Origin of the sequence: Cupriavidus cauae, from assembly GCF_026210475.1 — a bacterium.
Classification (GTDB): domain Bacteria; phylum Pseudomonadota; class Gammaproteobacteria; order Burkholderiales; family Burkholderiaceae; genus Cupriavidus; species Cupriavidus cauae.
Map to the genome: position 1 here is coordinate 42,707 of NZ_CP080294.1, position 20,452 is coordinate 63,158.

The following is a 20,452-nucleotide window of genomic DNA, read 5'->3' on the forward strand; positions in this document are numbered from 1 at the left end:
CGCGCTGTTCGCGAGGTGTGCAACGATTCTGGACGCCGCGCCGATGCACTGTCCAACAAATCTTTTGGATGCAGCGCGATAAGGCTTTTCGATGACAAAGGCAAGTCGGGCTTGCCTTTGGCGATCCCAGGTGCCGGATCTCAGGCGTCGCTCGCGCGATCGCCACCGGTGTCGCGCGCGGTATCGCGGCCGGTATCGCGGCCCGTGTCGCGCCCGTTATCGCCTTCGCCATCGCCGCCGCTGCCCTGCGCGGCCGCATTGGCCATCAGCATCGCCTTGTCCTCGCCCGCTTCCGCGCAGAACGCGGCCACCACGCCGACAGTCAGCGCGATCACGGCCTCCGACAGTTCCAATCCTGCACCGGTGCGCCACGAGGCCACGATGTCGAGCGACGGCGGATGGCTGTCGATATCGACGATGGTCAGCGTGCCGTCCTCCAGCTCGCGCCGCACCAGCACCGGCGGCACCGCGCCGATACCGAAGCCCTCGCCGATCAGCCGCGTCATCGCCGCGACCGAATTGACGCAGCTGATGCGCGGCGACGGCACGCCGTTCAGGTGGAACAGGCTCAGGATGTCCTGATGCGGACGCGAGTTCTTGACGAAGGTGATCACGCGTTCGCCGGCGAGGTCGTCCAGCGAGCGATACGGCCGGTCATAGGCCGAGCCCCTGGCGACGATCCAGCGGATCGGGTACTTGGCCAGCTCGATATTGCGCACGGTCTCGACGCGCAGCAGATCGGTCTGGAAGATGATGTCGAGATAGCCCTTCTGCAGCTGATCGCAAAGGTTCAGCGCCGCGTCGGCGGTCAGCTCGATCTCCAGCGACGGGTAGGCCTCCATCACGCGGCGGACCACCGACGACAGCCAGGTATGGATCACCGAGTCCATCGCGCCGATGCGCAGGCGCCCCTCGCTGACGCGCGTGGAGTCGATCGACTGGCGCAGCCGGTGCATCGTGTTGACCATGCGCTCGGCGTATTCCAGCACCTGCTGGCCCTGCGGGGTCAGCGAAACGCCGCGCGAATCGCGCAGGAACAGCTTGACGCCGAGGTCTTCCTCCAGCACGGCGATGCGGCTGGAAATCGAGGCCTGGGTGGTGAACAGTTTTTCCGCGGTCAGCCGGAAGCTTCGCAAACGGGCGACCCAGACGAACGTCTCGAGAAAGCGCAGGTTCATGTCGACAGGGGTTGGACACGGGAATCACGATGCGGCTGGCGCGGACGAACAACACCGGCATCGCGCGCCGCGGCGCCCTGCACGCGCACCGCGGCCGTGTCGCTCAACTTCCCTGCGTCGACGGACGCGCCGCGTCGGTGGACTCGCGCACCGGGTACGCCGGCGCGGCATCGACCGGCTGCTCGGCCAGCACCTTGATGCGGCCCAGCCCCTTCTGCATTTCGTCGCCCAGCGCCTGCGGGTACTCGGCGCGAGGACCGGCGGGCACGGACAGCGGGTCGAGCCACATCTGCCACGTTACCACGGCGGTGCCGGCATCGGGACCGGGACTTACCTGCAGCCGCCCGCGCGTATGGTTGGACAGCTTGCGGTAGACGTAGGAATACGGTCCCCTATCGACGAGCACGTCGACCACCGGCGGCCCGCCGTTCTTGCGCTCGGCGCGGCGGACGGTACCGGGAGAGCCGTCGCCCAGCACCACGCTGCACGAGCGCAGCGCGGTATCCCACTTGGCGATCGCACAGTAGTCGCCGGCCTGGCTCCATACCTGCTCGGGCGTGCGGTGGATCAGGATCGAGCGCTCGACCGGGACCAGTTGGGCGTGGGCGGCGGGCGCGATGGCCAGCGACGCCAGCGCGGCCAGGGCCGCCAGCGGCACGCCACGATGGCGCCGCCGTGCAAGAACGAGGGATGAGTGGTGGTCGGGCATGCCGGCGGAAGGATCGGTCGTCGGAGAAAGGATGGTGGTCGGTGCGAGATGCGCCAAGGCGCTCGGTTTCGCGTGGATGCGCGTCCCTGCGCGTCCCTGCATGTTCCTGCACGTCCATGCGCATCCATGCCCGGCCATCGCGGCCGGGCTCGGTGATGGCGTAGCGTACCGCGAGCGGCGCGCCTTGCCATCACCGAAGCTTCGTAGGACGGGGAACTTCGCGCGGGTCCGTCAGCCCTGGCTCGTCTGCGGCGGTGCGATATCGACCAGCCAGCCCGGCACGATGCGGTCCGGATCGCCGATCGACGCATTGAGCTGCAGCAGATGATCGAGCGCCCGCCTGGTCTGCCCGATTTCGCCCAGGGACGCGGAGGCGGCTTCGCGGTCGGCGGCCAGCAGGGTGTCGCGATGGCTGCGCGCGATCTCCCACAGCGTATCGCCCGGCGCCACCTGGTGGTAACCCGCCAGCACCGCGGCGGCGCGCCGCGACAGGTTGCGATGCGGCGGCTCGATCGTCGGCGCCGTGGGCTGCCGTTCGGCCCGCAGCTGTGGCGCGGTGCCGCGCGCGGTATCGGCCAGTGCCGCACGATGGCGGCCGGAAGACCCGAGCAGGTCCGGCCACTGGAACTCCTTGTTCAACGTGATCGCGTCGATCTCGCTGACGCGGGACTTCGACAGGTCCGGTCCCTTCAGGTACCACAGCTGCGCCGGGCCGACCTTGCTGCCGTACTGGCCGATCTGCAGGCGGTTGGCGGTATTGGAGCCGTAGAAGCGCAGCGGGCCGATATTGGTCGCGTCCATCAGCACCGGCGTGACCGGCCACGACCACGTGGCCTGCCCATCCACGTCGGTCAGCCTGCCGTTGGCGAAGTTGGTGCGCAGGATGTTGTGCTTGACGTGGCCGACGCGCAGGCTCGCCATGCCCATCTTCGACAGCCATGGCAGGCCGAAGCGATAGGCGACGCCACCCTCGAGGATATTGACGCCGTCGCGCGTGCCGACCGTCGTCTTGCCGTCGCGCGAGAACGCGAACGGCGTGGTGCTGCCGCCCACCCACAGCGACTTGATGCCGCCGATATTGAGCCACAGCGTCATCGAGTTCAGCCCGTCGCGCGAACGGAAGGTGATCTGCCAGCCGTCGATGCGCGTGGTGTCCGGCAGGTTGTACTTGCGCAGCTCCCGCGGATCGCGCGAGACGTCGACCTGGCCGGTCGCGGCCGCGTAGGCGCCATGGGCCAGCGCCGCCGCGCGCGCGCCGCGCTGCAGGCCGCGGCGGACCTGGGCGAAGGTCAGCGCGCTGTCGCCGCTGGCGTTGGCGAGGCCCCCCTGCAACGCAGTGGGCGCCGTGCGCGCGAGCCGCTGCCGCACCGGCCCCAGCGACACCGTGCCCAGCCGCGCATCGGCGCGCTGCTGGCGCTGCGCCCATGCCAGCAGGCTGTCGGCGGCGCGCGGGTTGGCGACCGCCAGCCGGGCCAGCGCGCCGTCGCCTCGGCCGAAGACGGCGCGACGGGCTTCGGCCGCCTCGCGCCGGGCCTCGCGATGGCGGGCCGCGGCCTCGTGCATCGCTGCGCGCAGGTCCTGGCGATTGGCCGGGCGATTGGCCGCGCGATCGGTCTGGCGACTGGCCTGGCGATTGGCATGGGAACCCTCGCTTGTACGTTGCGCGCGCCGCCACGCCTGCGTGGCCTGCTGCTCGGCAATGCGGGCATCCGCCCGCTGCCATTCGGCGCGCCGCCACTGGCGCATCGCGGCTACGCCCTCGCCGACGCGCGTCAGGCGCGGATCGGCGGCGGCCTGCCGGGCCAGCTCGCGCAGGTGCACGGCCTGCGCCTGCCATGGCGCGTCGGGACCGCCCTGCTGCGCGAGCCGTTCCATCTGGCGTGCCGCACGCTCCAGCACGCGACGCCACGCCGCAGGATGCGTGTCGCGCAGCGCCGCCAGCGCGCCGTCCGCCGGCGGTTGGCTCCCTGAGCGGCGCTGCGCCGCGCCGGCTCTCGGCGCCAGCCCCCCCTCGCGGAACGGCGGTTGGCTCCCCGCGCCGCGCTGCGTCTGCGTCGCCCCGGCCCTCCGCGTCAGGCCGCCCTCGCCGAACACCGCGCGTCCGGCGCGCTCGGCGTTGGTCTCCGCGAGCCGCTGCGCCTGCGCCGCCAGCGCATGCTGGCGCGTCAGCGCGCGATGGGTCGCGGTGCCTGGCGTCGCCGTCCGCAACTGCGCCGACAGCGCGTCGGTCACCCGCGCGGCATCGTTGGCGCTGCGCAGCGCCTGCCGCCAGGCGCGCAGGCTGGCGGCCGCGGCGCGCCGCGTATCGCGCTTGCGTACCCGCGCCGCGGCAAGCTGCAGCTCCGCATAGGCGCGCCGGACCTCGCGCGCCGAATCGCTGCCCCTCGCCTCGGCACGGCTGGGCACGAAGCCCTGCCAGCGACGCACCGTCCCGGCCTCGCCGCCCTGGTAGCGTTCGCGCACACCGCCCGCCGCGGCGAGACGGCGGGCCACGTCCGGCGAATGCGCGGCCACGGCATCGACGAAGGCCTGCCATGCCGCCAGCTTGGACTTGGTATTGCCAGCCGCCGCGGCCTTCGCCGCCAGCGCGCTGGCGCGCTCCTGGTAGAAGATCGCGCGGCCGGCATCGAGCCGGTTCAGCGCGCCGTTGCGCGACGCCCGGTTACCGTCCGCGCGCGGGCGTGCCGGCCCCGATCGCATCACGGCCGACCACGTCATGCCGTCGGCAGTACGAGCGGCGGTCCCCCTCGCGGCATTTGGCGCGAAGCGCAGCGACCCGCGCGGCGTCGGCATGCCCAGCCGCCGCGCCTGCAGCCACAGCAGGCCGGTGCCGGCATCGGCCATCCCCATGCGGAACCGTTGCCGCAGCGACGCCGCCACGGCGCGTCGCCAGCGTGGCGGCAGTGCGGGCATCGCCGCGGCCGGATCGGCCGAGCGGCGCGGCGCGACCGCATGGATATCGCCGTCGATCGATGCGCGAACCGGCTTGGTCGCGCCCTTCGGCACATAGTCGAGCACCGCATCGCGATTGGCGCGCATCGCGTCGAGCGTCTTCGATACCAATGCCGCGCCATCGGTGAGCGCGGTGCGATGGCTGGCGATCCGGGACACCAGCGCTTGCGCATGGGCCACGTTGCCGGCGTCGCGGGAGACAGCCGCTTGCCGTGCCGGCAGCGCGGCCCGCCACTGCTGCAGCTCGCCACGCAAATGCCGGGTGGCCTCGGCGCGCGGCGTCAGCACGGTATCCGCGCCCTTGAAATCGCGCTGGTTGGCGGCGAGGCGCCGCAGCTCCTGCCGCAGGCCGGTCGCCAGCAGCGGATGCCAGCTGGTGGCCAGCCGCTGCGCGGCCGTGTCGAGGCGGCGCAGGTCGCGCACGATCGCCTGCTGGCGCGCGGCATCGGTCTCCCACCGCAGCCGCGCCAGCTGCGACTGCGCGCGTGCCTCGATCTGCCGCATCTGCTGGCGCATCGGCCCGGACAGCCAGCGGTGCAGCGCGTGCCCGTCCTCGAACGCGGTCTCGCGCGCCACGCGCACCAGCTTGGCCTCGGCATCGCGCTGCTTGCCGATCGCCTGCGCCGCGCCGCGGCGGCCGGCGTCGAGCCAGTTCAGCATGCCCAGCGTGTCGACGCGGCTGAGCCGGTCCTGTACCGCGCGCCAGCGGGTGCGCGCGACGGGATAGCCGTGCGGCGGGGTTTCGGTGCGTGGCTGGGCCGCCGACGGGCCCGGCGTCGCGGGTGGCCGTGCCGCGCCGGCGGGATCGGTGCCCTGCCGTCTCGCCGATCCAGGCAATCCCGGCAAACCCCGCAATCCCGGCAATCCCGCCAGCCTCGACAGGCTCGGCAGCCGCTGCGCCAGCGTGTCCTGCCATTGCCCCAGGCGCATGCGCGCCGCCGCCAGCGGCGTCTGCGCGGCATTGCGCAGCGGCATCGCCAACGTGGACAGCGCCTGCGCGCCGCGGTCCAGACCTGCCACCGTGCCGCGCCATGCCGTCGCGACATGGCGCGTGCCGGCCAGCGCGCCGGTCGCGCCCTGGCGGATCCATCGTCCGCTGACCGGATTGATCATGAACTGCACGCCGCCGAGCAGCAGCTGCGTGCGCGTGGTCGCGCGCTCGCCGGGCGTCATGTTTTCCCAATTGGACACGGCCGAGTACGCGGTATAGCCATAGGTACCGGCGCCGATCGCCAGCGCCTGGCGGCCGCTGCGGGTGGCCTGCTGCTGCAGCGCCTGCGTGCGCAGCGCGAGTTGGCTGGCCTCGTCGGTCAGGCCGCGGCTTTCGGCCACCAGCGCGCGCTGGCCGCTGCGCGCCGCGCTGACGCCGGCCACGCCCGCACGCACGCCCAACGCCGCGGCGAGGATATTGAGCCCGTCGATCAGCATCTGCGGGTTCTTGTCCGGATTCCAGCTCTGGCCATGCGAGATCTGGTCGGCAATGCTGGCGGCCGAGGTGCCCACGCCATAGGCGGTCGCCGCGCCGGCAGCCGCCATCGCCACCGGCGCCAGCGCGCCGCCGGAGCCGACCACCAGCACCACGCCGGCGACGATGCCGACGCCGGCCGCCACCGTATCGAGATGGGTCTTGCGGCGGAAGCTCTCCCAGCCGCTCTCGATGCGCGCGTCGCCGATCTCCAGCTCGATATTGCCCTTGCTGTCCACCGTGAACTCGCCGTCGCGCGGCATCGCCAGCACGGCATCGGCGGCCGGCAGCGTATTGTTTTCGCGGTAGTCCTTCAGGTCGTCGTAGGCGCGTCCGGCCTCGTCGACGAAGCGCGGCCCCTGGTCCGTCTCGACCTTGAACAGCATCGTGCGCGTGATGCCGCGCTCGCGGCTGGCGTAGACCACCGGCAGCAGCGTGACCCGCGCGTGCTCGCCGCCCTGCTCGATCAGCTGGTCGGCCACCACGTCGAGCATGTCGGCGTAATCGTCGTCGATGCCGGCAAAGATGTCCTGCTTGCGCAGCGTCTCCGTCTGCGCGTCGGCGTCGCCCGCAAGCTGGACCTCGGGCGGAATGCCGAGCGCCAGCCCCGCCATATTGCGGGCATGCGTGCGGCCCGCCATCTCGTAGGGCCGGCCGCCATAGTCGACGTAATGCTGGTTGATGACGCCCTGCGCCATCGCGCGCGGTTCGGAGACGAACAACTCGTACAGCGCCGCAGGGTCCTCACGCTGCTCGGGTGTCAGCGTCGCGGTCAGTGCGCGGGTCTCCTGCGCGGCGCCGGCCTGCGCGGCCTCCTGCACCAGTTGCTGGCGCGCGGCGTCCTCGTTGTCGAGCGCCTGTTGCAGCGGGGCCCAGGTTGGCGCGTCCTGCTCGCGCAGATAGGGATGTTCCTGCTTCCATGCCTGGTGCTCGTTGCGCAGCCGCTCGACGTCGTCGCTGGCCGCGCCGCTGTCGCGCTCGCTGCGATAGCGTTCGAGCTCGGCGGCGCTGGCCGAGGCCGTGGCACGCGCGCGCTCCAGCGCCTCGCCGGTGGAGATCACGGTCTCGTCCTTGTCCGCGTCGACACCGCGGTCGCGCGCGCGGTCCTCGGCCTCGAAGCGGGCGCCCAGCGCGGCCAGCAGCGCGCGATGGTCGGTGTCGACCTGCGCGGTGAGGCGGGTCAGTTCGGGGTCGTTGTTGGCGTTGTTGGCGTTGTTGGCGTTGTTGGCGTTGTTGGCGTTGTTGGTATTGGGACCATTGGGACCGTTGGCGCCATTGGCATTGGCATTGGCATTGGCATTGGCCGCCGCGTTACCGTCGCGGCGCGCCTGCGCGATGGCCTGCGCGTCCTGGTTCAGCGTCTCGTAGTCGCGCCACGCGGTGTCCTCCACCGAGATCGCCGACTGCAGCTGCGCATGCGCTTCCCAGACGCGCGCGGTAACCGGGTCCATTTCGACGCGCGCCGGGCCTTGCCCCGGGATCGACAGCGTCGTCGACGAAGCGGGATAGCTGCCATACTGGGTCAGCGACGGCGCCGAAAACTGCGCAGGGTACTGGACATACCATCGCCCGTTCTCCTTGACGGCAACCGGTGGCGAGCCGGGCGGCGCCAGCAGCGGTGCGGCGCTGGACGTGGTCGGCGTGGCCGAGCTGGCCGGCGTCGACGACGTGGTCGACGGCGATGGCGCGGACGGCTTGTCGCCGGTGGCATTGCTGGCCACCGGGTCGCCACCGCCCGGCAACACGGTCCAAGGCGCCGGCCGCGCGGCTTCGCCGAGGTTTGGCGCGCCAAGGTTCGGCGTCAGCAGCGGCGAGGTCGACAGCGACGGGGCCGTGCCCGGCGACGATCCCGGCGGCTGCGTGGACGGGGCGAGCGGCCCGGACGGCCCCGACGGTCCGGACGGTCCGGACGGTGTGAGGGGCCCGGACGGCCCGGCCGGTCCGGATGCCGAGAAATCGTGCGTGCGATGGGCCTCGAGCGCCAGCGCATATTCGCCCTCGGCGGCGCGCCTTGCCTCGGTGGCGGCCAGCGCGTCGCTGCGGTCGTGCGCCAGCGCCTGGGCCAGCCGCGTTTCGTCGCGGCGCTCGCGCGCAGTGTCGATTTCCTGCTGCGTGGCACCCGGGCGCCGCACCGTCGCCTCATAGGTCTGCGCCGCGTTGGCGGCGGCCTCGTCGGCGGTGGGCAAGGCTCGCTGCGCGGCACCGCCGTCCTTGCGCCATTCGTCGGTCCGGCCCTGCCGCAGCGCGTCCGCCGCGTCGCCGTTGGCGTTCGCAACCGTCCCCTGCACGTTGGCGCGCGCGTGGCTGGCCGACTCGCGCAGCGTGGCGATGCGGCCGTCGTCCGGCGCACCGGTTCCGCCCTTCTCTCGCGCGCGCAGCCCCTCCATCAGCGCCGCGTCGGCCAGCTGCGAATGGCGCAGCGCCTGCAGCGCGTCGTGGTCGCCTCGGGCGGCCTGCATGCGGTCCTGCGCGTCGGCGTAGGGGATGCGCGCCTTCTCGCGGGCGTCGGGATCCGCCGCGCCTTCGTAGGCCGTGCGGGCCTGCCCGAGTCCGGTCTGCGCCTCGCGGTACTCGGTGTCGATCCCGGCGGCACGGTCGCGCAGGGCCTTGCGCGCGGCCTGATCGTCCTTGGCCGACTGCGCCTCGGCCAGCGCCGTCTGCGCGGCCGTATTGCGTTGCTCCAGCGTCTGCCTGGCCTGCCGGACCTCGGGCGGTTCGACCAGGCACTGGTTGGCTCGCGTCTCGTCGACGCGATGCTGCTCTTCCTTGGCGGCGAGGTCGTTGGCGGCCACCTGCGCGTCCCACGAGGCCTGCGCGGCGACTGCCTGCCGGTCCGCCACCCACCATGCGTCCAGCGCCGCGCCGTAGGCATCGTCGGCGCGCTGCAGCGCCGCGGCATCGCCCTCCGTGCGGGCACGATCGCGCGCCGCGCCGGCCTGCTCGAGTTCGCGCCCGGTCCTGGTCAGCTCGCGCTGCGCGGCATCGCGCTCGTAGCGGCGCCATTCGGTTTCGAGTGTCGCGGCGGCGCTGTCCGACTGCCGTCGGGCGGCAGCGGCCGTTTCGCGCGCCTCGGTCAGCGCCTGCCGGTCGGCGGCATCCAGCTTGCTCGGATCGCTGCCCGGCGGCGCCAGCGCCGTCACCGCGCGGTCGGCGGCGGCCAGTTCCGCATCGGCCCGCTTGGCGGCGACATCGGCGACCGCGACCCCGTGCAGTTGCTGCGCATCGTCGTACGCGGCCTGCGCCGTGTCGACCTTGGCCTGGTTCCGCGGACCCGGCTCGCGCAGCGCCTCGGCCCTGGCCTCGTCGAGCGCGATGTGCTTGTCGTGCGCGTCCAGTTCGAGCGCGGCCTCGTTCAGCTCGGCCTTGCGCGTTGCCGCGGTGGCTTCGGCGGTCTCGGCCTTGGCGATATCGTCGCGCGACTGCGAGCGCTCGGCGGTCTCGCGCGCGGCTTCCGCCTGCTGGCGCGCGGCCGCCTCCGCCTCCTGCGCCTGGCGCAGGCGTTCGAGCATCGCGGCAATCTGTTCCCGCATCTGCTGCAGGCGCGCCTGCAGCTCGGCCAGTTCGCGCTGGCGCTCCGCGGCCGAGTTCGCCTCGGCCTCGGCCGCGCTCGGCGGCGGCGCGGACGGTGCCGGCGGCGGTGGCGGCGGAGGGGGCGGGACCATGACCGGGCGCAGCATCGAGGGACCTGACAGATCGGCGGGATAGCTCATCGTGACCTCGCAAGGAAGGCCGGGCGAGGCACCATGCCGATGCGGGCGCGCCCTGACCCGGGGCGCCGCCATCAGACCGCTCGTCGATGAAGGCCCCGTGACGACACGAACCCTCGTGGTGCAAAGCGCCGCCGCTGCTGCGCTGCACAGCGATATCCCTACGAGTCTCCGTAGCGCATCCCCTGCCCCGCTTGTCACTGGCGCGCCGTATGCTTACGCGTTGCTTTCGATGAGCCGAACCGACGGGCCGAACGACGCGCCGAACGACGGGCCAAGCGATGGGCGAACGGAGGGTGGGCGGTAAAGACGTTGGGAGGCGTGCGGCATCGCCATTTGGCGACATCGCGTCATCGGGGAAAACCCGATATCGCCCCTGGAGCGCGGGAATGCCAGATCAGGCCGGGGCCCGCGTATTGACTGAGATTTAGTGGTGATCTCAATTTTTTCTTATGAGGACCCAAGCTAAAAAATAGTTGGACGAGGCGCCCGGCTAATTTGAAGAATGCAGATGCCGGGGGACGTCCATCGATGCATGACAGGTTCCCGCAGACCGCCGCGAGTCAAGCGACATCGCCGCGGGCCACCGCGATCGCGCGCCGACTCTCCAGGCGCGCATCGGCACACCGCCGTGCCATCGCGGCCGCCAGTGCGCGGGAACCAGAACAGCGACGACGATCGTCGACCGGCCGGCAGCACCAGCGGTGCCAGCCCGCCCAATCTGCCGAGCTTTGCCGCGCATTGCCGATGCGCATTGCCGATGCGCATTGCCGAGATTTGCCGCGATGGCCCGATTTGCACGCAATCCGCCTGCAATTGGGGACACGCGTTCTGGCCCGGATCAAGCCTGTACCGACGCACCGCGACGAGACACCACGACGAGGAACGCATGGAAACGCAGATTGGCAGCATCCAGGGGGAGCAGCAAAGCCGACCGTCGACCGGCCTCTTTGCCTGGTATCGCGATATCACGCCGGGCGAGCGCCGCACGTTCTGGAGCTGCAAGGTCGGCTACGCGCTCGACGCGATGGACACGCAGTTCCTCAGCTTCGTCATTCCGACGCTGATCGCGACATGGGGCATCACGCGCGGCGACGCCGGCTTCATCGGCACCGCCACGCTGCTGACCTCGGCCGCGGGCGGCTGGATCGCCGGCATCCTGTCCGATCGCATCGGCCGCGTGCGTACGCTGCAGCTGACCATCGTCTGGTTTGCCTTCTTCACCTTCCTGTGTGGCCTGGCACAGAACTACGAGCAGCTGCTGATCGCCCGCGCGCTGATGGGCTTCGGCTTCGGCGGCGAATGGACCGCGGGTGCGGTACTGACGGGCGAGGCGATCCGCTCGCAGGACCGCGGCAAGGCGGTCGGCATGGTGCAGGCCGGATGGGCGCTGGGCTGGGGCATGTCCGCGCTGCTGTATGCGCTGGTGTTCAGCATCCTGCCGCCTGAAACCGCCTGGCGCGCGCTGTTCCTGATCGGCCTGCTGCCGGCGGTGTTCGTGATCTTCCTGCGGCGGCTGGTCAAGGAGCCCGAGGTCTATGCCGAGCACAAGGCCAGGGAAGCCGCCTCCGCCGAGAAGACCTCGTTCGCCGCGATCTTCTCGCCGAAGCTGCTGACCATCACGCTGCGCGCCGCGCTGCTGACCACGGGCGCCCAGGGCGGCTACTACGCGATCACGACCTGGCTGCCGACCTTCCTGAAAACCGAGCGCGGACTCACCGTGCTCGGCACCGGCGGCTATCTGGCGATGGTGATCGTCGGCTCGTATCTGGGCTATATCACCAGCGCGTACCTGACCGACCGCATCGGCCGCAAGCGCAATTTCATGCTGTTCGCACTGTGCTCGATGGCGATCGCGCTGATCTACACGCAGATCCCGGTCAACGACACGGTGATGCTGATCCTCGGTTTCCCGCTGGGCTTCTTCGCTTCCGGCATCTTCGCCGGCATGGGCGCGTTCCTGACCGAGCTGTTCCCCACCAGCGTGCGCGGCTCCGGCCAGGGCTTCTGCTACAACGTGGGCCGCGCCATCGGGGCGCTGTTCCCCTTCCTGATCGGCCATGTCAGCCAGACCATGCCGCTGGGACAGACCATCGGCGTGTTCGCCGCCGGCGCCTATGGCGTGCTGATCATCGCCGCGCTGACGCTGCCGGAAACGCGCGGCAAGACGCTCGAAGCATGAGGGAACAGGCAATCCATGCCGGCGGCGATAACCCTTCAAGACTTAAGGAAAGTGGCGGATATACAACATCATCGCCGCATCGCATCAACCGGCCGCAGGCCTTGCCGCGTCGCGGCCCGCGGGCATCGCGGCGGATGGCAATGCGGCCCCGCATCGCACGGTTGGAATGCGCGCTCGATGTCGTGACATCTTGCCTTGCAATAATTTGGCCGGCGCCGGATGGCAGCAGCCAGCGATGGCGCCATCACGGTATCGCACCACCACAGCATCGATAGCGATAGCGATAGCGGCCGCGCAACGCACGGCACGCACAACACCGGGCACGCCGCACCGCGGCGCCATCCGGGTTTTCCGACGGGAATGGGTCAGCAGTATGTTGGGCTTCGCCTGAAGGCCGGGCCAGCGAGTGCCATGTCGCTCGCGGATCGGGCCGAGGCAAGCCTTCACGCTGCCGCGTCAACGCGGCGGCCATACGCATTTGTCGGAGGCGATCGATGGAAAAAGAAGTGGAAGCCGGCCTGGGCCGCGACACCAGCCTGTCGCGGACCCTGAGTGCCGACCTGCCGCGCGCCACAAGCGGCGGCACGTCGGCCCGCGGTCCACGTGGCCTGCCGCCCGTGGTGGGCCCCCACGGCATCAAGGTATTCGGCGAACGGCATATCGTTCCCGTCCAGCGGCGCACGCGCCAGGGCGGCATGCCGGGACTGGTCGAGGCGATGCTGCGCGAAAGCTCGCATGAATCGCGCACCGCGCTGATGCAGTCGGCGATCCGGGGGATCGGTTTCGACTGGCTCGGCTATGGCACCGCCACCACCGTGGGCGGGCAGGTGCAGATGCGCACCTTCCTCGATACCTATTCGCATCCGGGCTGGCGCGATTACTACCTGCGCGAGCGCTATTACGAGGTCGATCCGCGCCAGCCGCGCCCGGGTACTTACGGGCTGCCGCTGGTGTGGGACGTCAGCGACCTGGAGCGCAGCACCTCGGGCGGCACGCAGGCGCTGCGGCTGCGCCGCTTCCTCGACGACCTGCGCGACGCCGGCATCCGCAGCGGCGTGTTTCTGAACCTGCCGATGCCGGGCACCAGCGACTTCGTCGCGATCAGCTTCGCCTCCGGCATCGAAAGCCGCCGCTGGATCGGCGACCCGGTGATCGGCCAGGCGCTGACGGTCGGCTTCGCGCTGCACGAATTCCTGACCTGCCACGCCGATATCCCGGCGCTGGGCGGCACGCAGCGCGACGGCCTGTCCGAGGTCCAGCGCGACATCCTCGCCTGCCTGGCGCAGGGGCTGTCCGACAAGCAGATCGCCAACCGCATGGAGATGTCGATCTTCAACGTCGACTACCACATGCGCCGGCTGCGCAGCCATTTCGGCGTGCGCAATCGCGTGCAGCTGGCGCATGCGGCCACGATGCAGGATCCAACCTTGATCGCCACGGCGGTGGAAAGGATGGATCGGGCGGAGCGGATGGAACGCAGTGGCGGCGGCCTTCGCGAACGGACGGCGGCGCGGTATTGCGCGGAAGAGGCGTTTCTTGACGGCTGAGGGGCTGAGGGGCTGATGCGCTGATGCGCTGATGGCGAGGCGCGCGGTGAGTGGATGCCATCCTCCGCCCTTCATCGCCCTGAGCCTTCTGCAGCCCTGCCCTTAGCCGCCCTTCGCCCAACGCATCAGGTCCGCCACCCGTTCGAACAGCGAGCGATCGATGAAGCGGTCCAGCGGCACCGTCAGATAGAGCCGCTGCGCCAGGTCCGAATCGAAGGCCGACGGGATCAGGTAGTCGGCCGCGGCCTGGCGGATGCGGGCCGCAACCTGGCCGCCGCCCTTGGCCACCACCTTGGGCAGCGTGCCGGGCCCGTCGTAGCGCAGGGCCACCGCGTACTGCGTGGAATACACGACCGCGGTGGACACCCGCACCCGCTCGCCGACGCCGAAGAACGCCGCCTCGAAGAACGCGGCGCGGCGGCGTCCGGCGATCATCGGGTCGCCCTGCGTGTCCTTGTACTCGCGCCGGTACTCCTCCACGCTCATGCGCTGGCGCTTCATGAACTCGTAGCGCTCGTGCACGTAGTCGATCACCGCCATGATCAGGTAGATCACCGCGGCCCAGCAGCACATCATCAGCAGGATATGGGCGATCAGCAGCAGGATCTCCGCCGGCCGCGCATAGCCGGTGCGTACGCCGTCCTCGATCGCGCGCAGCGCCAGCACATAGATCAGCCCGCCGAGCAGCGCGATCTTGATCACCGTCTTCAGCAGATTGACCAGATTGCGCACGGCGAACATCCGCTTGAGCCCCTCGGCCGGATTCAGGCGCGCCAGTTGCGGCTTGATCTGCTCGAACGCGACCAGCGGCCCGACCTGCACGAAGGCGCCGACGATGCCGCAGACCAGCGCGATCGCCGCGATCGGCAGCACGCCCATCAGCAGGAAGCGCGCCCCGGCCTCGCCAAGCGCCAGCATCTGCTGGTCGGCGAGATGCTGGTCGATCGCGCCCATCGCGCTCAGCCACAGCGCCTGGAACAGCCGCACGAAATAGCGGCCGAGCAGCCATAGCGCGATCAGCACCCCGAGAAAGACGAAGGCCGAGGTGACATCGCTGCTGCGCGGCACCTCGCCGCGCTTGCGCGCGTCGTCGAGCTTGCGCCGTGTCGCTTCGAGGTTCTTTTCGCTATCGGCCATGGCGCGGCCTCACTGGACGCCCGCGCGTCCGCGCAGCAGGTCGATCAGCGCGTTGTCCGGCCGCAGGAAACCCTGCAGCGTGTCCACCATCACCGACAGCATCAGCACCAGCATCAGGAACGCGACCGTGATCTTGACCGGCTGCGCGAACTGGAACACGTCGAACTGCGGCACGAAGCGCGCGATCAGCGCGAAGCCCAACTCGACGATCACCAGCAGCAGCAGGATCGGCGCCGCCAGCTTGACGACCCACGAGAACATCGTGCCCGCATAGATATTGGCGAACTGGAACGACGACAGCGACACATCCGGGCCGAAGGACATCACCGGCCAGAAGGCAAACGATTCGACGATCACGCCGGTCATCGCGAACAGGCCGCCGAAGGAGGCAAACAGCGCGATGCCCAGATGGGACAGCAGGTTCTCCATCGGCCCGTCCTCCTGCTGCGTCACCGGATCGAAGAAGGTGGCGTTGCCCGAGCCGGTCTGGAAGTCGATCAGCTCGCCGATCATCTGCAGCGCGACGAAGAACAGGCCGAACGCCATGCCCAGCAGCAGGCCGATGAAAGCCTCCTTGAAGATCAGCAGCAGCCAGAGGCCACCCGCCACCGCGTCGATGTCCACGCGGGCGCCCGGCGAGACGAACAGCGCAATCGCGAGCACGATGCCGTTGCGGGCGACACCCGGGATCGACTGGTGCGACAGGAACGGCACCACGGTAAAGGCCGTCAGCAGCCGCGGCATCACCATCAGGATGGGCATCACGGTCTCGCGGCCCCACTGGAAGAACATCGCCGGGTCGATCATGCCTTGATGCCTGCCCCCATGCCCCGCTGCCAGACCCGCAGCGCGGCCTCCTCGGCGGCCTCTTCCTCGCGGCGCTCGATGTCGGCGCGTGCCGCGGCCTGTTCGCGGTCGATCAGTTCGCGCGTGCCGGTCAGGCGAGCCTGCGCCTGGGCCCACAGCCGACGGCTCTGCTCGAACTCGGCGCGACGCTGGCCGGCGATATCCAGCGCCTGCGCCAGCGCGGCGTTGGCGCGCGCGATGCGGGCGTCGAACGACGCCTGCCACGCCTGCGCATCGAGCAGCCCCGAGATCGCGACCCCCTCATGCGCGGCGCTCTCGCGCAGGCGCTGCAGGAAGGCCGCGCGCTCCGACAGCGCCGCGCGTACCGCGCCCTGTGCCGCCTCGGCGGCCCGCATGCCTTCGAGGAAGGCATCGCGCTTCTGCCGCATCTCGCGATGCGCGTCGTCGTGGCGGCGTTCGCGCACGCGTTCGAGCTGGCGCAGCGGTACCGTGGTCGATTGGCCGTTCATCGTTTGGCCTCCTGCTGAGCGGCGGCGCGCCCTGCCGCGGCCGTCGCTGGCGTAGCCGCCGCAGCCGGCGGCGTGATCGCGCGTTCGAGCGTGCGCAGCGTGGTCTCGTAGGTGTCGAGCCGGCCCGCCGGTTGCGCCAGGAAGGCGCGGATCTGGCCGATCGATGCCACCGCCGCGTCCGCCACCGCATCGGCCCCGGGACGGTACTCGCCGATCTGCAGCAGCAGTTCGAGCTCGCGGTACTTGGCCAGCAGCTCGCGCAGCCGGGCCGCGTGGCGGGCCTGCTGGTCCTCGACCACATGCGGCATCACGCGGCTGACGCTGGCCAGCACGTCGATCGCCGGATACTGGCCGGCGCTGGCCAGCTTGCGCGACAGCACGATATGGCCGTCGAGGATCGAGCGGACCTCCTCGGCGATCGGATCGCTGTCGTCCTCGCCCTCGGTCAGCACCGTGTAGGCCGCCGTGATCGAACCGCGTGCGGCGGTGCCGGCGCGTTCGAGCAATTGCGGCAGCATCGAGAAGACCGATGGCGGATAGCTGCGGCGCGTCGGCGGCTCGCCGCTGGCGAGGCCAATCTCGCGCTGCGCCCGCGCCAGCCGGGTCAGCGAGTCGACCAGCAGCAGCACGCGCTTGCCCTGGTCGCGGAAGTGTTCGGCGATCGCGGTCGCGGTATACGCGCACTTGACCCGCTCCATCGGCGCCCGGTCCGAGGTCGCGACCACCAGCACCGTGCGCGCCAGCCCCGCATCACCGAGGCTGTATTCGATGAATTCGCGCACCTCGCGGCCGCGCTCGCCGACCAGCGCCACCACGTTGACATCGCTCTGCGCGCCGCGCGCCAGCATGCCGAGCAGCGTGCTCTTGCCCACGCCCGGCGGCGCGAAGATGCCGACGCGCTGGCCTTCGCCCAGCGTCAGCAGGCCGTCGATCGCGCGCACGCCGGTCGGCAGCGGCGTGCGGATCAGCGCGCGGGTCAGCGGATCGGGCGGCTCGTTCTCGACCGGCACCTGGCTGACGCCCACCAGCGGACCGCGGCCGTCGATCGGGCTGCCCAGCGCGTCGAGCACGCGCCCGAGCAGCGCGGCGCCCGCCGGGCAACGGTAGCCATGCATCTGTGGCACGACCTCGGTCACCGCCGACACACCGGTGGTGCGCCCCAGCGGCGTCAGCAGCGCGGTCTGCTGCTCGAAGCCAACCACCTCGGCCAGCAGCGGCGGCTCGCCCGGCGTGACCAGCTGGCAGATCTCGCCGACATGCGCCTGGATGCCGGTCGCATTGATCAGCATGCCGACCGCCTTCGAGACGCGCCCGCGCATCGCCACCGGCGTGAAGTGGTCGAAGGCGCGTTCGAGATCGAGCGCGGCGTGCTGCAGCGCGGCCTTCAGGTCGGAGGTGGGGAGCGGGTCGGCCATGGGTCGGGGAATAAAAGACGCGGCGTGATGCGATCGGTCGGGCATGGGCAGGGAATCAACCCGCCTGCACACGGCGCGCAAAGGCTTCGAGCTGGGCCTGCAGCCCCACCTCCATCGTGCCGGACGGGGTCAGGATGCGGCAGGCGTCGGGCTCCAGGCTCGGCTCGACCACGACGTTGGCGCGGCGCGGCCAGTCCAGCGTCTCTGCCATCGCGTCGAGCAGGTTGCGCACCGCCTGCTCGCGGCCCAGCGGAATCTGGATGGTGATGAAGGGCTCGCTGCGCACCAGCACGTCGATCCGCTGCAGCGCGACCTCGAGGATGATGTCCGGATCGAGTTCGCCGGCAATCTGCTGGACCGCCTTCATCACGATATTGGCCATGGTTCTGCGCATCGCGCCGAGCTGGCGCTCGGCCTCGGCCGCGGCGCTGACCTGGGCGGCGGCGTGTTCGGCCTGCGCCTTGGCCCACCCCTCGCGGTAGCCGTGCTGGCGCCGCTGCTCGGCGTCACGCTGCGCGTCGGTGGTGATGCGGTGCGCCTCGCGGCGGGCGGCCTCGATGACCTCGGCCGCGTCCATCAGGGCCGCGTACTCCGCCTCCTTGAGGACCTTGCGCTCGGACAGCAGCTGCAGGTTCTCGCTGGTAATCAGAAAAGCCAGTGCCATGTCGGAAACCGTTCGGGAATCAGATTGAGCAGCAGCAGCTCGCGCAGCTGCGCGGCCTGCGGACGGCTCAGCGCGGGCACCGGCAGCGCGGCGAGCCGGCGCGGGAACTTGCGGCGTACCGCATTCAACAGCGCGGAGGCGACATCGCCCTGGGCCGCACCGCCTTGTACCGCGCCCCCTTGTGCCGGGCCCCCTTGTGTCGCGCCCGGCGTCGGCGGCAGCGTCTGCACCAGGCCGCACAGCAGCCGGTAGCCACGTTCGGCCATCACGCGGGCGGCGGACGATGGCCGGGCGCGGATGGGATCGAGATTCATCGGCAGGTCCGGCAGGTCGGGCACGCGCTTCAGGATGAAGGCCACCGCCTGCGGATCGAAGCGCCGCGCGGCGCGCCGCAGCCGGTAGGGCACGGTGCCGATCAGCGGCTGGGCCAGCGCCCCCAGCCTGCCGTCGAGCTGCTGCGCGAGACGGCTGCGTTCGCTGGCAAAGCCCGGCTTGTGCACGGCCATGCCGCACCAGATGGCGAGCAGCCGCAGTGCGCTGCGATCGAGCAGCACCAGACGCGTCAGCGGATCGCCGCGCTCATCGAGCAAGGTTTGCAGCAACAGCGCGCGCGCTCTTTCGTCGCCGCCGCCAAGCGCCAGCGGCCCGGCCAATACCTGCGCAGCGGCCGCGCCGAAGCGGTCAGCGCTGCGCAGCGGCAGCGGCCATTCGCGCGGTAGCCAGCTCGGATGCTGGTGCGCGAGCGGACGCTGCGCAAAATCCGCGACCGCCCGGGCCAGCGCAAGCGAGGGCACATGCGAGGATGCATGCGCGGCATGCGGCAGACCCGGCGCGGCCAGCGCGGCCATCAGGCACGGCTCCTCATCGATGACCGTGCCCCCAGGCGGCCCAGCGCCTGGCGCAGGCCGCCGCGTTTCCACGCCAGCACGCCGAGGCCGGCCAGCGCCAGCGCGGCGATCACCGCCCCGGCGATCGCGGCGAAGCGGCCCACCGGAAAGCCCTGGCTGGCGGGCGCGCGGGCGACCGGCCCGATCGGCGTAAACGGCCGCGCCTCGACCAGCGACAGCGAAACCTTGTCGTGCGTCACGCCCTCGATGCTGTGGGCGACCATGTCCTTGACCGTCGGCACCAGCAGCCGCAGATCGGTATCGGGACGATGCTTGATGAAGACCGCCGCGGAAGACGGCCGGATCTTGTCCGACAGCGGATCGGTGGCGGGGATCACCACGTGCACCCGCGCCGTGACCACGCCGTCGATATTGCGCAGCGTCTCCGACAGCTCCTGCGACAGCGCGAAGATATAGCGCATGCGCTCTTCGGTCGGCGTCGCCACCAGGCCCTGCTTCTGGAACACCTGGCCCAGCGACGAAAAACGTTCGCCCGGCAGCCCTTCGCTGCGCAGGATTTCGAGCGCAGCCGGCAGTTGCGCCTCGTCGACGCGCACGCTCCAGCCGGTCTCGCCGGCGCGCACCTTGTCGGCGTCGATGCCCTCGGCGGTCAGCACCGCCAGCATCTGGTTCGCTTCGGCCTCGTTGAGCGAGGCGTACAGGTCGACGCGGCAGGCGGCCAGCAGCAGGGCCAGCGTGAGCGGAGCGAGACGGGCAAGACGGCCAAGCGGCAGCCGGCGGGCAGCCGGCATGCCCGAAGCCGGAGAGATCGGCGTCATTGCTGGTTCTTGAGCAGGCTGTTGAACAGATTGGTGCCCGCGCTGCCGATGCTCGACGTGACATGGATCGACGAGAACAGCTCGAGCGATTCGGTCTGAAGCATCATGGCCTGATACACCACGTCGCTGGTGCTGCCCTGCTGGATCGCGGTGAACATGCTCTCGCGCATCTCGTCGAGCCGCGCGGCCTGGCGTGCCGCCTCTTCGCCCGCCGACACATAGGTGGTGCGGATCGCGGCGCCGAGCGAGGACGCGCTCGGCTCGCTGGCCGTGGTGCCGCCGGCGGCGCCATGCTGCACCATCTCGGCGAAGGTGCGCGCATCGGCCGGATCGGCGGCCTGGTTGGCCTGCGGCGCCTGCTGGTGCGCGGACACGGTAGCCGCCTCGGCGGCAGCGCCTTGCGCGGCGATCGCGGTGGGATCCATCGCTGTTCTCCTGGACTGAAATGAGAGACAAGCCGGTCAGGGTGCGCGGCGCGCCGGACCGGCCTCGTGGCCGTCCGGCGACGCGCGCG

General features: G+C 70.9%; 13 protein-coding genes. 2 read left to right on the top strand and 11 right to left on the bottom strand.

Translation table 11 applies throughout. The features are described from left to right. Positions 1-140: 140 nt before the first annotated feature. The 3 genes from KZ686_RS15805 to KZ686_RS15815 all read right to left on the bottom strand — a co-directional run bounded on the left by KZ686_RS15805 (position 141) and on the right by KZ686_RS15815 (position 10,014). Entirely contained in the window at positions 141-1,178 is a 1,038-nt protein-coding gene (locus KZ686_RS15805; protein ID WP_265634093.1) for a LysR family transcriptional regulator, read from the bottom strand. A gap of 103 nt (positions 1,179-1,281) precedes the next feature. Further along, complete coding sequence (locus KZ686_RS15810) at positions 1,282-1,887, bottom strand: SRPBCC family protein (RefSeq protein ID WP_265634095.1); 606 nt, start codon at positions 1,885-1,887, stop codon at positions 1,282-1,284. A gap of 231 nt (positions 1,888-2,118) precedes the next feature. Next, positions 2,119-10,014, bottom strand: coding sequence for an LWXIA domain-containing protein (locus tag KZ686_RS15815; RefSeq protein ID WP_265634097.1), 7,896 nt, complete (start codon positions 10,012-10,014; stop codon positions 2,119-2,121). An 886-nt stretch (positions 10,015-10,900) separates the two neighbouring features. Between KZ686_RS15815 and KZ686_RS15820 the strand changes: the two genes are divergently transcribed. Further along, on the top strand, positions 10,901-12,193 hold the full coding sequence (locus tag KZ686_RS15820) for an MFS transporter (RefSeq protein ID WP_265634099.1): 1,293 nt from the start codon (positions 10,901-10,903) through the stop codon (positions 12,191-12,193). A gap of 494 nt (positions 12,194-12,687) precedes the next feature. Next, positions 12,688-13,740, top strand: coding sequence for a helix-turn-helix transcriptional regulator (locus KZ686_RS15825; protein ID WP_265634101.1), 1,053 nt, complete (start codon positions 12,688-12,690; stop codon positions 13,738-13,740). A 102-nt stretch (positions 13,741-13,842) separates the two neighbouring features. On the opposite strand, the gene KZ686_RS15830 is transcribed toward KZ686_RS15825, so the two are convergent. Genes KZ686_RS15830 through KZ686_RS15865 form a run of 8 tightly spaced genes read right to left on the bottom strand, consistent with a single transcriptional unit; the run spans position 13,843 to position 20,363 of the window. Beyond that, on the bottom strand, positions 13,843-14,877 hold the full coding sequence (locus KZ686_RS15830) for an EscU/YscU/HrcU family type III secretion system export apparatus switch protein (RefSeq protein ID WP_023264257.1): 1,035 nt from the start codon (positions 14,875-14,877) through the stop codon (positions 13,843-13,845). A gap of 9 nt (positions 14,878-14,886) precedes the next feature. Beyond that, a complete protein-coding gene (gene sctT, locus KZ686_RS15835; protein ID WP_226105538.1) occupies positions 14,887-15,684 on the bottom strand; it encodes a type III secretion system export apparatus subunit SctT in 798 nt (265 codons plus the stop codon). Next, positions 15,681-16,193, bottom strand: a complete 513-nt coding sequence (locus KZ686_RS15840; RefSeq protein ID WP_226105536.1) for a type III secretion protein HrpD — start codon at positions 16,191-16,193, stop codon at positions 15,681-15,683. Before KZ686_RS15840 ends, sctT begins: the two co-directional genes overlap by 4 nt. After that, positions 16,190-17,608, bottom strand: coding sequence for a FliI/YscN family ATPase (locus KZ686_RS15845; protein ID WP_226105535.1), 1,419 nt, complete (start codon positions 17,606-17,608; stop codon positions 16,190-16,192). Before KZ686_RS15845 ends, KZ686_RS15840 begins: the two co-directional genes overlap by 4 nt. Before the next feature lie 55 nt (positions 17,609-17,663). Then, entirely contained in the window at positions 17,664-18,272 is a 609-nt protein-coding gene (sctL, locus tag KZ686_RS15850) for a type III secretion system stator protein SctL (RefSeq protein WP_023264256.1), read from the bottom strand. Next, on the bottom strand, positions 18,254-19,120 hold the full coding sequence (locus tag KZ686_RS15855) for a type III secretion system protein SctK (protein ID WP_265634114.1): 867 nt from the start codon (positions 19,118-19,120) through the stop codon (positions 18,254-18,256). The genes sctL and KZ686_RS15855 overlap by 19 nt, the downstream gene beginning before the upstream one ends. Next, complete coding sequence (gene sctJ, locus KZ686_RS15860) at positions 19,120-19,938, bottom strand: type III secretion system inner membrane ring lipoprotein SctJ (RefSeq protein WP_226105530.1); 819 nt, start codon at positions 19,936-19,938, stop codon at positions 19,120-19,122. The genes KZ686_RS15855 and sctJ overlap by 1 nt, the downstream gene beginning before the upstream one ends. Next, on the bottom strand, positions 19,935-20,363 hold the full coding sequence (locus KZ686_RS15865) for a hypothetical protein (protein ID WP_226105528.1): 429 nt from the start codon (positions 20,361-20,363) through the stop codon (positions 19,935-19,937). The genes sctJ and KZ686_RS15865 overlap by 4 nt, the downstream gene beginning before the upstream one ends. Between the last annotated feature and the right edge of the window lie 89 nt (positions 20,364-20,452).